Origin of the sequence: Methanobrevibacter olleyae, from assembly GCF_900114585.1 — an archaeon.
GTDB lineage: Archaea > Methanobacteriota > Methanobacteria > Methanobacteriales > Methanobacteriaceae > Methanobrevibacter > Methanobrevibacter olleyae.
Genome location: NZ_FOTL01000007.1, coordinates 1 through 13,124 on the forward strand (window position 1 = coordinate 1; position 13,124 = coordinate 13,124).

Here is a 13,124-nt window from a genome sequence, read left to right on the forward strand (position 1 = left end):
CTTTTTTTTAAAAGTTTTAAAATTAAACACCTATTTTTTTAAATAATAATAAATGGCTTTATTTAAATCCTATTCACTTTAAAGCCATTGCTTATCTTTATAAAATATTTTTAAATTAGCTTAAATTCATTTTTACAGTTAATCTAAAGTTCCTGATTTTTGCAGAATACTTTAAAAAAGATAGATTTCATAATTCAAATAAGCTTTATTTTTTTAGGTAAAACCTTATATAAAAAAAATACATGAATATCATTACTTTTAGAATTATTTCCAGATTTACGAGCATATTATACCATTATTTAGAAAAAGCCAGAAAAACACCAACATTACAATCAATGCATACATCAATAAGCCAATAAAAAAATAATAAAATAAGATTTAAACAAATCCCATAATTTAGTAAAATGAAATAATATCTAAAAACACTAATAAAAAAATAAAGAAATTATCCGAATTTAGAAGCAATATCATTAAATGAATTATTTAAAGTTTTTATTTCATTAGAATCTATTTCACCAGCTAAATCAAGTAAATATGATTTATACATTGAAACTACTAGAAGAATAATTACTATAATCCCACCAATAATTAATATCAATTCAACAGAGCCTTGTGCTTTATCATCTTCAATAAAACTATTTAAAAAATTAAAATTTATTCTATTCATCAAATCACCACCACTAAGAATTAAATTTAAAAACCAAAAAAGCTAACCCCAAAACTATTAACCAAATAAAAAACTAACCCCAAAACTATTAACCAAATAAAAAACTAACCCCAAAACTATTAACCAAATAAAAAACTAAAAACCAAAAAAGCTAACCCCAAAACTATTAACCAAATAAAAAACTAAAAACCAAAAAAGCTAATCCCAAAACTATTAATCAAATAAAAAACTAAAAAAGCAGAAACAGTTATTGGAATAGAATAACGAATCCCTTTTTTTAAATCTCCATACATTATTAATGCAATTAAAAAGCCTGCACAAATGGAATGAATGATTAAATAGATCTCTGCTGCAAGTGGTGCAACTTCACAAATAGCGCTTCCTTTACCTAATTCAATCATAAAAGATGAATAAACTCCAATCATTCCCAAGGCAAAAGGTGCTGCAACTATAGATGCAAGAATAAGAAACATTATTGACATCATAACAGATGCTTTACGCTCTCTTTTTAAAATCAGCATAGCCCTTAAATCATCACTTAGATCAAGAATAATATCAGATAAAGAACTTCCACTTTTATGGGCATTTAATATTATTTTAAAACTACGTCCAAGGTCTTTTGAATTTAACCTAATTGCCATATTATTGAAAGATTCATCAAAAGATTTCCCCATTCTAATTTCTATAGCAACTCTTCTTAACTCTTCATACAATGGCCCTTTTCCATGATTCGACAAGTCAACTAAAGCATTTTCCAAACTTAAACCCACTCTTAGCATAGAAGATAATTGCCTTAAAAAGTCAGGAATAGATCTTTCTATTTCCCCTGCCCTTTTTTCTATTTTCATAAATAATAATAGAACAAAAGTTATTGTTGGAATAGAAATAGCTAAAATCAGAGCAAATGCCATATTAAATGAAAATATTATTGAAATAAGTGATAATGCAACAATAAATAGCAAATAGATAATTAACATAATCGCCATAATTTGGGAAGCTAATGTGAATATTCCAGCTTTAAGTAAATATTCTTGAAAGTTCAATAAAATAGAATCATTTAATTTATTTTCAAATATAATTGATAATTTAATAATTAAATCTTCAATAAACATTGTTGATAGTATTGTATAAGTTATTAATAAATTTAACTTATTTTTATACTTAAAAAGATGATTTTATCATAATATTATAATAAATAAGTGAAATTATAATGATTTAATAAAATTAAAGTAATTTAATAAAATTAAAACTAGATAAAAATTTAAAATTTAGTTGAAATATTAAAATAAGATTAAAAAATTAAATAAACCAATAAAAAAATAATAAAATAAAAAATTATAGAAATAAGAAAAAAGCTAATAAAAAAATAAAAAAATAATAAAATAAAAAATTATAGAAATAAGAAAATTAAAAAAAATAACAGTTTAAGGTAAAAAAACTACAAATTATAAAATCTGAGGTAAATTACCAATTAATTTAGCTTTCTTATCAACTAAAACCATATCTTCTATTCTTATTCCAAACTCACCTTCAAGATAAATTCCAGGTTCTACAGTAAGAACCATATTATTTTCTAAAACAGTCTTATCTTTTAGGGAAATAGAAGGATTTTCATGAATATCCAAACCTAAACTATGACCTGTACTGTGAATAAAATTATCGCCATAGCCATATTCTGTTATGATGTCTCTTGCTACTTTATCTACTTCACAAGCTTTAGCCCCTGCCTTAATAGCATCAATTGCTTTATCATGAGCTTCAAGAACAATGCTTGAAATCTCTTCCTGTTTTTCTGTATAAATAAAAGTCCTAGTAGTATCTGAACAATAACCTTCAAATTTGCATCCATAATCTACTAGAACTGGAGTATCCAATATATGATGTCTTGGAGTTGAATGAGGTAAGCTAGATACTAAGCCTGATGCAAAAATAGTTTCAAATGATTCGGCACTTGCCCCATTTTTTCTCATTAGATAAGCTAATTCATAAGCACATTCCCATTCAAGAGCAGCTTTTTCTTGTTTGGCTCTTACATCCAATTCAATTAAAGATTTATGTGCTATATCACTAGCTTTCATAATTTTTTTAATCTCACCATCAGATTTAATCATTCTTTCAGTAGAAATAACATCAGATATGGTGAGATTGAAATCTTTAAACTTATCATAAACATTAGCAGTCAAATCTGATTCAATAGCTAAATTTCTTATCTTTTCTTCTTTAAAATATTCAACCATTTTTTCAAAGGATTCATATTTTACAATATCAATGGAAGAATTGTTTCTTGCATTTTCCAAATCCATTTCAGATACAAAGATTATTGGATTTTCTTTTAATACTAAAAATGCAAAACTTGTTGACAAATATCCTGATAAGTAATAAATATTATTAAAATTAGCTACTAAGATAGCATCTAGGTCTTTTTGGTCTAATTTCTTTAAAATATTATTAATGTGGAAATCATGAATGTTGTTTTCTTTTATTTGCATTTGAAAGCCTCGGTTTTTATTAAAAATTATAATCATATTAAAATTTTATTCATAACTTGATATAATTTTCATTATGTCCTTTTTATAATAAATATTAATTTTTATTATTTAAATAATTAAACTATAAAATAATTAAACTATGATACTTATTATTTAAATAATAAACTAAAAAATAATTAAACTATGATAATTGTTATTTAAATAATAAACTAAAAAATAATTAAACTATAATGATTATTACTTAAATAATAAACTAAAAAATAATTAAACTATAATAATTGTTATTTAAATAATTAAGCTATAAAATAATTAAAAATTAATAATAATTATAAACAATCAAAAACATATTATAAATATTAAAAAAACAATAAATAACAGAAAATTATTTAAAAATAGCTAAGGATAAAAAATATGTTTGAAGATATTCCAATAAAATTCTTTAAAGGAACCCATAGAGTACGGGATCCTAAAGAAACAATTGAAATAAATGAGAAAAAGCTAAAAGCTGCAGGAATAACCAGATTAACTGAAATCACTGACCTTGATAGGATTAAAATCCCAGTCTTTTCAGCTATTCGTCCAACTGCACAAGAAGGCAGTGTAAGCGTTTATGCAGGTAAAGGTGCAACAAAAGAGCAAGCAAAAGCATCAGCAATGATGGAAGGATTTGAAAGATATTCTGCTGAAAGACAAGATAGTGACGGTGAGAGAACCATTGTAGATACATACAATAATATCCAAAGGGGCCAATCAAGTGTGGAAAATGCACTAAACCCAAGAGACTTGATATTGCCAAAGAACTTCACTACTGATAATGTAGAAAATTCTAGACTTGAATGGATTGAAGCAGAAGATATAATAAGTGAAAAAGATATTTATCTTCCAGCAAATGCCGTTTTCCACCCATATATTCCAACAAGAGAAGTCCGGCCAAGTCCAATAGCTATTTTTAAAGGAAATACAAATGGTTTAGCATCTGGAAACATTATCGAAGAATCTGTTCTACATGGTATTTTTGAAGTTGTTGAAAGAGATGCATGGAGTATTTTCGAATTAACCAAAAGAAATAAAAAAGAAATAAGCCAGGACACAATTGAAAATGATATAATTAATGAACTTTTAGATAAGTTCCACAAGGAAGGAATTAATATTAAGCTTATGGATTTAACAGCTGACTTAAAAATCACAACAATAGCTGCAAGTGCTGATGATACATTACTAAAAGATCCTGCACTTTTAACTTTAGGTGTTGGAACCCATTTAAATCCTGAAGTAGCAGCTGTTAGAGCATTAACCGAAGTTGCTCAAAGTAGAGCAACACAAATTCATGGAACACGTGAAGACACAATTAGAGCAGATTTCATGAGAAAAGCAGGTTATGAACATATGAAAAAAATGAATAAGCATTATTTCAGCAAAGAAGAAGAAAGAATCGACCTTGGAGATATTGAAGATAAAAGTTCTAATTCAATTAAAAAAGATATTGAAACAAGTATAGAAGAAGTTCAAAAAGCTGGATTTGATCAAGTTTTATACACAGACCTCAGAAGAGATGAAATCGGAATCAGTGTTGTAAGAGTAGTCATTCCAAAAACCGAATTATATTCATTAGATGAAGAAAGAATAGGTAATAGAGCTTTAGAATACGATAGAAAAGCACGTAGAGGATTAATTTAAATTTTATTATTAAAAGATTAATTTAAATTTGTTATTAGAGGATTAATTTAAATTTTATTATTAAAAGATTAATTTAAATTTGCTATTAGAGGATTAATTTAAATTTTATTATTAAAAGATTAATTTAAGTTTATTGTTGAATAAATTAATTTTACTTAATATTAATTATTAATTTCATAAAGAGATTTTAAAATGCCGAAAATTATAGTTTATTTAGGATTGTCTATTTTAGAAGATGAAGCTAAAAGCATACTGGATGCTGATTTTAAACCTCCAGTTAAAAGAGGAGACATCTTAAAAGCAATAGCTGAAAAGCCAGACATTATAGGAATAATCGATGGTGTTTTCCACCACTCACCTGCAGTTGCACATAAAGAAATCATGAAAGCATTAGATAAAGGAATAACTGTTGTAGGTGGAAGTAGCATGGGAGCACTTAGGGCTTCTGAATTAGATGATTTAGGTATGGTTGGCATTGGATACGTTTACAGACAGTACAAATCTGGTGCTATAACATCAGATGATGACGTGGCAATTAGTTTTGACCCTGAAAGAAACATAGCTTTATCTGAAGCCCTTGTAAATATTGACTACAAACTAAATTTAGCAGCTGATAAAGAAATAATTACAGAAGAAGAAAAAGACAATATTCACAATATCGCCAAAGACATTTATTATCCTAAGCGCTCATATCAAAACATCTTTTCCAAAGTAGAAATGGAAGATGAAAAGAAAACCAAGCTTATCGAGTTTCTACTAAAAGAAAAAGACATTAAATATTTAGATGCCATCGAAGTTTTAGACTATATCAAAAACCTAGAATAATGATTATGCTTAATGAATAACTTACTGTTTTCACCTTCAGAGGAATAATATGAATGCTGATCAAAAAATAGAAAAAGTTAAAGAAATTCTAAAAAACTATAGTAAACTAGCTTTAGCCTTCTCAGGTGGTGCAGATAGTACATTACTTGCATACCTTGCAAGAGAAGTTGACTGTGACCTACTTGCTATAAGCTATGACAATCAGATCTTTCCAAGTGGTTTTTTAGAGTTTTGCAAAAAAAGAGCCTCTGAACTTGGAATAAAGCATGAAATTATAGAAAATAATTTCCTTGAGATAGATGATTTAGCAAATAATACCCCAAAAAGATGTTTAGTATGTAGAAAATTAATGTATAGTGCCATTAAACAAAGAGCATATGATAAAGATTATAAAATAATCATAGATGGAAACAATATAACAGACCTTATCAATGACAGACCAGGAATATTAATGAAATATGAATATGAAATTGAAAGCCCATTTATAGAAGCTGAACTTGAAACTTATGAAATCCACAAATTCCTCAATGAGAATAAAATTCCCTATTCCAAATCAACAACTTGTCTTGCAACAAGGGTTAAAACAAATGAAAAAGTAACTATTGGAAAAATTAACAGAATAAATCATTGTGAAGAATTCATTAAAGGAAAAACTAATTCAGATTCAGTTAAGCTTAGAGAAGAAAATAATATAGCGACTATTGAATTAAATGATTTAAAAGGTATTTTAGATAGTGAAACCATAGAATCAGTTATTAATGAACTTAAATTAGCCCAATATGATAAGGTTCTACTAAACCTTGAGACCAATAATAGTGAAGAAGACCTTGTTAAAGACTTTGAACTTGAAATAGGCACTAACAGCTTTAGATTAAGAAAGAAATTACCCTTTGAAATAAATATTTCAGAAACATCTGAAATAATTCAGAAAGAAATAGAAGAGGAAAATGAATCTATTAAAAATATAGAAACATTTGAAGATATAGGTTATATAAAATTAGAAGCAAATGGCAAAGACTCTAAAATATTTAGAGATGGAAAAATAACTATTGAAAATATTAAAAATAAAAAAGAAGCAAAAGAAGTTTTAATTAAAATTTTACCCTTTATCAGACGAATAGTTTAAATAACTTAAGATTTTATTTTTTAAGTATAATCGTATTAATTGCCCTTAATCCTAGCTATCCAGCAAGCCCATATATTAACTATTCTCTAATCCTAGCTATCCAGCAAGCCCATATATTAACTATTCTCTAATCCTAGCTATCCAGAAAGCCCATATATTAACTATTCTTTAATCTTTGTTGTTTAGCAAATTCTTTAAATGATACTTTCTTTTCAGTTGGAATATTTTTTTCAACTAATTTAACTACTTTTGAATTACTTAAAATCAGATCTTCTTCTTTTTCAATTTTTCCTTTAGAATAGTCTTCCTTTGAGGTGAGACCCTTTAAAGCAAGTATTTTGCCATCTAATCTTAAAATTTGATCATCTGCTTTTACTTCTAATAAATGAATTTCAAATCTACTTGCTTTCTTTATCTCATCATCAGTTATAAGATTGTATTTTAATAAAAGATTTTCATGTGGAAGGACTTCATTAATTGTTCTTTTTACTGCAGATTCAAAAAGATCCACTAGGTTTTCAATAACTGGCAGGTCATTATCCCAATAGTAAGCAAGCATAACATTTAATTGAATTTCATGTTCTGAAAACTCTTCTCCAATTCTTACTCTTATTCCAATTGTAGAATCATTATCTTTTATTACTAAAATAGGTTCAGGTGACATTTTATCACATTATCTTAAAATTTAAGAATAAAAAATAATCACTTAAAATTATGATTATAAAATTTAATAATAACTTATTTATAAAAAGCTATATAAACATTTAGAAAGTTTGTAAATTATGAAACAAATATGTGATACAAATAGAAAAAGAAATATAAAAAGAGGGGAAAATTGAAAATAAAATAAAAAGAAAAAGACTTAATCAAAACTTAAAGTAAAGTTTTAATTAAATCACTTGCCCTTATGAGGCCGACAAGATCTCCTTCAATTCCTAAAACAGGTAATTGTTCTACATCAAGAGACCTCATCTTTTCAGCACATACAGAGACTTTGGTTTTAGTGTTTGCAGTTACAACATCCTTAACTGCAACGTCTTTAAATACTTTATCTGTAAATTTAAGATGGTTTTTCTCAATGTATAAAACAGATGTACTATCCCAAGACCATTTGTCTCCTTCAGTACCTACAGAAGAGCTGTGTTCAGTTCTCTTAGATATAATTTCACTTTCAGAAATAAAGTCAGTTTCCGTTAAAATACCAGTCATTCTATTGTTGGAGCTTAATCCGATTACTGATTTTAAGCCAAAGAATTTCATTACTTCAAATGCAACATTTAATGGAGTTTCATCCCAAGTTGCAGGAATGTTTTTAGTCATATAGTTTTCAACAGGCTCTTTAATACCCATATCTGCAATAGCTAAAGCAACAATATCGAAAGAAGTTACAATACCTACCAATTCCCCTTCATCATTTACAACAGGTATTCTTCTAATATTGTTTTCTACCATTTTTTCTGCAACAGATTTTAATTCATCATCCATCTTTGCTGTAATTAAATCTCTAGTCATTAACATAGCAATTTGTTCTTCATCAGGATTGGTAATCATATCAGAACGAGTTAATATTCCAACTAATTTATTAGTATCATTTTTAATAACAGGCACTACAGATACATCTTCTTTTTTCATGATTCTTAAAGCATCTTCACGACTTCCTGGAACAGTAACATGAATAACATCTGTAGAGACTATATCTTTTACTTTCATCACTAACACCCTATTAATTTTTAAATAAGATTAAGTTTTAAATAGTATCTGGTAATTTTATAATTATTGTTATTAAATTTGAGAATCAATTTATTTTTTAAAAATATAATTATTCCTAATTATTTTTCTCACTTTAACTACCACATACTCTAATTATTTTTGTTATAAATATTTAACAAAACTAATATTCTTATTATGCATTTGTTAATATATCGTTTATCATTTAAATAATTATAGTATAATTAATAAAAAATTGCTCCAAAATCAAAATAAGGTTAATATATTTATCAAATAATTATATGAAAAATAGGAAGAATTATTAGTAAATAATATTATAAAAAATGAGTAAAAATAAAATAATTATTTAATAAAAGTTTAAAAAAAGGGTTTTTAAGTAAATAATCCAAAAATAAAATAATTAAAAAAAAGAGAAATTAGAATTTGAATAATTAAGAACCAGTTCTAAAAAGAACCAATTCTAAACAATTATTCAAAAACACAAGAATAATAAACTATTTAAAAAGTTCATTTAATACTATTTATTTAATATAATAATATGCTCATTAGAAAGGCAAATGAGCATATCAATCCAATAAATACCCATTAAAAAGGCAAATGAGCATATCGATTTAAATTAGAAAAGGATTTTACATTCCAATTCTTAATATTTCCTAAACTATTTCTACTACTTGTTGCATCAGCAGAATACCATACACCATCAACATAAATCTGAGCCCATACATGTCCAGTTACTAAACCACTAGAAAATGTACAACCTTTTCCATGTGAAAATCTTGCAGGTATATTTGCTGCTCTACAAAGAGCTACGACTAAGTTAGCTTGATCACAACAATTAGCAGATTTGCTAGTTAAAGTACCGGATGCTCCTTTTTTACTGTTAGAATAATAACTATAAGAGATATAATCCCTAACATAATTATAAATTGCTTCAGCTTTAGCCCAAGTTGTAGTTTTACCAGAAACTAACTTATTTGCTAAGTTTTTAATAGCTGAATTAAGAGCATCATTACCAGAAGATGTTAAATAAGCCTTTAATTGACTAGCAGTGAGGTTTGCAATCTCATTTAAACCAGCTTTATACTGTGAAGTATTTCCTTTTTTATTTACTGAAGGATAACCAGATGAACTGCTTCCTACACCATTAACATCACTTGCATCCAAACTTAAACTGTTAGCTAGTCTTTTATTAGATGAATAAAATACTAAAACTTTAGAAATGCCAAAACTATAGAGATTTGGAGAAACTGAACCTAAACTTGTATTAATATAATTTGGAAGTCTAGAGTTAGCATTTACATAAGATATCAAATTATTAGATAATTTAATATAATTTGCTTTAGTTAAATTACCATTAATAGAAGAACTGCTACTATTTGAATAACTAGAGCTAATATCTTTTAAAACTATATTAGCAGAAGATTTCCCTGAATTAATATTTACCAATGCTTGACTCATTAAATAAGTAAAGCTTGCAAAGTCTAATGAAATTCCATTAACAGAAACTGTTGATGAAACCTTAGCATTTTTTTCAACATAAGACTTTAATGTTGAAGATGCAGAGACAATCTGTGGAACAGTAAATACTGTTTTTGATTTAACATTTAAATTAACAGATCCAGAGGAAGAAGCATAAACATTATCTCCTCCAAATTTATAAGTTAAAATATATTTTTTAGGGGTGCTTACATCAATATTTAAACTTGCTGCACCCTTTGAGTCTGTAGTTTGACTATAATTTTTACCATTAAAACTTAGGCTGAGCTTTTTATTAGCTAAAGGATTTCCACTTGAATCTTTTAATGTGACTTTATAATTGCTTCCATTCATTATGGAACTTCCAGAGTTAGCAATATTAGTTTTAAGTTTTACAGATAACTTAATAGTGCCTGATGAGGAAGATGCATAATAGGAACTACCTGAATATTTATAAGAAAAACTATAAGTTTTTCCTGCTGCCGCATTTATAGTCAAACTAGCCTTACCTTTTGAATTAGTTTTTTTAGTGTATTTTTTCCCATTAAAATTAAAAGTAACAGTTTTGCCAGATAAAGCTTTAGCACTGGAATCTTTTAATTTAACAGTATATTTATTTCCTTTAATGATAGTAGTTGAGCTAGGGCCTGTTAAACTAGTACCCTTCTTTACTTTTAGCTTTACAAATCCAGAACTTGAACCATACTTACTATCTCCTGCATATTTGTAAGAAAGTTTATATGCATAGCCAATAGTAGAACTGATTTTTAAACCTACGGTTCCTTTAGAATTTGTAGTTTTCTTATAAGTTTTTCCTCTATAGCTAAGCTTTACAGTTTTTCCTGCTAAAGCTTTACCATCACTATCCTTTAAACTAATATAATATGTTTTACCTTTAGCAATTGAACTACCTGAATTTACAAATTTAGTTGGAGTTTTAACAAATAAAGATACAGTTTTAGAAGATTTTCCATAGTAAGAACTTCCAGCATATTTATAAGTTAATTTATATTTCTTATTAGGAGTTAAACTAATTTTTAAGCTAGCAACTCCTTTAGAGTTAGTAGTTTTGGTATAATTTTTGCCGTTTATTGTAAAAACAATAGTTTTTCTAGATAAAACTTTTCCTTTACTATTCTTTAAAGTAACTTTATATTTGTTTCCTTTAGTTATTGTAGATCCAGAACCACTTACAGCAGTAGCTCTTTTAATTTTAATACTAGCTGAACCAGCACTAGAACTGTAGTTTTTATCTCCAGCAAATGAGTAAGTTAATTTATAAGTTTTAGCAACTGTAGCTCTAATAGCTAAGCTAACCAAACCTTTAGAATTTGTAGTTTTCTTATATTTTTTACCATTAAAAGTTAAGCTTAGAGTTTTACCAGATAAGACATTACCTCTTGAGTCCTTTAATCTTAAATAGTAAGCTTTGCCATTAACAATAGAGCTACCAGAATTAACCAATGTTGTTGGAGTTTTTAGAATTTTTATATTTGCAGAATTTGAATAGTTCTCGTAATTAGAATCACCAGCATAAGAATAATAAATCAGATAATTTCCAGGACTTGCATTTAATAATAAACCAGCGACTCCATTTGAATTTGTAGTTTTTGTATATTTGCTTCCATTAAATCTAAAAGTTATTGATTTTCCAGATAATAACTTCTTAGAGTTTGTATCCTTTAAAGTGACATAATAATAACCACCTCTTAGAACAGAAGTACTTGAAGCTTCTATAACAGTAGTGTTTTTTGTATTTCTTCTTGTAGAATTTCCTACATCATTTAAAGAATTATTTACTACTGAAGAACTTAAAACACCAGCTGAAGAATTTCCTCCACTAACTGAAGAACTTGAAGCATCTGTAGAAGAGTTATTTACACCTATTGAACTAATATCGTAAGAATTACTATCAGAATTAGTAGGACTAATTGAATTTATAGAACTCTCATCACCATTAGAAACATCAGAATTTGTTGAGCTTATATAACTATCAGAACCAGTAGAACCAGTAGAACTAATAGAACTAGCAGAACCAGCAGAACCAGCAGAACTAATAGAACTAGCAGAACCAGTAGAACTAATAGAACTAGCAGAACTAATAGAATCATCAGAATTTTCACCATCATCATAAGTAGAAACACTACTTAGTGAATCATAACTATTTAAAATATTTGAATCTTGATTATCACTGCTATCACTAACATTATTTGCAGAAACACTTGCTATTGAAAGAATAAACAAGGCCATTAATACTGCAAAGAATGTCTTGCTTTTTATCAGAATTGTTTCACCTCAATACATTAAAAAAGTAAGAATTAATATAATAAAAATTATATTAATAATGGTTTTAAGAAAATAATTAACTTGATTAATTATCTACTTTTTAAACAAATTTCTTTTTAATATAATTTAATCATTAAAAATCAAGAAAAATTGGGCTTAATTTGCTTAAAGCTTTTAATATTTCTTTTTTAATGTTGTTTAAAAATTAGATTTAATATTATATAAATCTTTTTATTAAAAATTAAAAATTTAACAAACTTATAGGGCTTTAAATTATAAAAAAAATAATGAAATTAAGTAAAAATAAAAAGACATAATTTAAACTCTGTAATTTAATCATATAATTAAAAAATCAAAGTTAAATCAAAAATAAACCAAATAAATATGATAAAAATAAAAAAGATTAAATTGTCCCCTATTAGATTAAATAAGATTAGATTATAATTATTTTATTTAAATATAAGTAAATAAAAGTATTTTAATAAAAATATGCTCGTATTATCTTAATTTAATAAAAAAAGGCACAGCCAAAAGTTTTTTAAAGCCAGATAGATAAACTTTAAAAGAATGATAAGGCATATCCAAAATTGCCCCATTATTAGAATTACTTTAAATGAAAATTCACTCTTTAAACAATAAAGCAATGATAATCTATTGATTATATTAAAAATAACTAATTTAAAAGAAAATAAGGAAATATTTGAAAATTTTAAAAAAATGATTGAAAAAGATAGTAATGATTACTAAAAAATTAATAAAAAAATAGGATAAAAACTATTATAAAATAATTAAAAAAATATGAAAAAAACTATTATAAAACAATTAAAAAAAAAAAAAAAAAAAAAAAAAA

The 13,124-nt window shown here is 26.1% G+C and carries 9 protein-coding genes; 3 read left to right on the plus strand and 6 right to left on the minus strand.

Going from position 1 to position 13,124, the window contains the following annotated elements; all coding sequences use genetic code 11:
* Positions 1-445: 445 nt before the first annotated feature.
* From BM020_RS03070 to BM020_RS03080, 3 genes are all read right to left on the minus strand, one after another.
* Positions 446-667, minus strand: a complete 222-nt coding sequence (locus BM020_RS03070; protein ID WP_083405361.1) for a class III signal peptide-containing protein — start codon at positions 665-667, stop codon at positions 446-448.
* A 182-nt stretch (positions 668-849) separates the two neighbouring features.
* Entirely contained in the window at positions 850-1,779 is a 930-nt protein-coding gene (locus BM020_RS03075) for a type II secretion system F family protein (RefSeq protein ID WP_074798141.1), read from the minus strand.
* Between the two features lie 333 nt (positions 1,780-2,112).
* Complete coding sequence (locus BM020_RS03080; protein ID WP_074798143.1) at positions 2,113-3,156, minus strand: M24 family metallopeptidase; 1,044 nt, start codon at positions 3,154-3,156, stop codon at positions 2,113-2,115.
* Between the two features lie 411 nt (positions 3,157-3,567).
* On the opposite strand from BM020_RS03080, the gene BM020_RS03085 reads away from it, so the two are divergent.
* From BM020_RS03085 to BM020_RS03095, 3 genes are all read left to right on the plus strand, one after another.
* A complete protein-coding gene (locus BM020_RS03085; RefSeq protein ID WP_074798145.1) occupies positions 3,568-4,833 on the plus strand; it encodes a YcaO-related McrA-glycine thioamidation protein in 1,266 nt (421 codons plus the stop codon).
* A gap of 192 nt (positions 4,834-5,025) precedes the next feature.
* Positions 5,026-5,658: a TfuA-related McrA-glycine thioamidation protein gene (locus tag BM020_RS03090; RefSeq protein WP_074798147.1), complete on the plus strand. Its 633-nt coding sequence runs from the start codon at positions 5,026-5,028 to the stop codon at positions 5,656-5,658.
* Positions 5,659-5,707: 49 nt separating this feature from the next.
* Positions 5,708-6,784, plus strand: a complete 1,077-nt coding sequence (locus tag BM020_RS03095) for an ATP-dependent sacrificial sulfur transferase LarE (RefSeq protein WP_074798149.1) — start codon at positions 5,708-5,710, stop codon at positions 6,782-6,784.
* A 157-nt stretch (positions 6,785-6,941) separates the two neighbouring features.
* On the opposite strand, the gene BM020_RS03100 is transcribed toward BM020_RS03095, so the two are convergent.
* The 3 genes from BM020_RS03100 to BM020_RS03110 form a co-directional block, all read right to left on the minus strand.
* Positions 6,942-7,448, minus strand: a complete 507-nt coding sequence (locus tag BM020_RS03100) for a hypothetical protein (RefSeq protein WP_067145640.1) — start codon at positions 7,446-7,448, stop codon at positions 6,942-6,944.
* A gap of 209 nt (positions 7,449-7,657) precedes the next feature.
* Positions 7,658-8,494, minus strand: coding sequence for a CBS domain-containing protein (locus BM020_RS03105; RefSeq protein ID WP_067145639.1), 837 nt, complete (start codon positions 8,492-8,494; stop codon positions 7,658-7,660).
* Between the two features lie 603 nt (positions 8,495-9,097).
* Entirely contained in the window at positions 9,098-12,238 is a 3,141-nt protein-coding gene (locus tag BM020_RS03110) for a transglutaminase-like domain-containing protein (RefSeq protein WP_074798151.1), read from the minus strand.
* Positions 12,239-13,124: the final 886 nt, after the last annotated feature.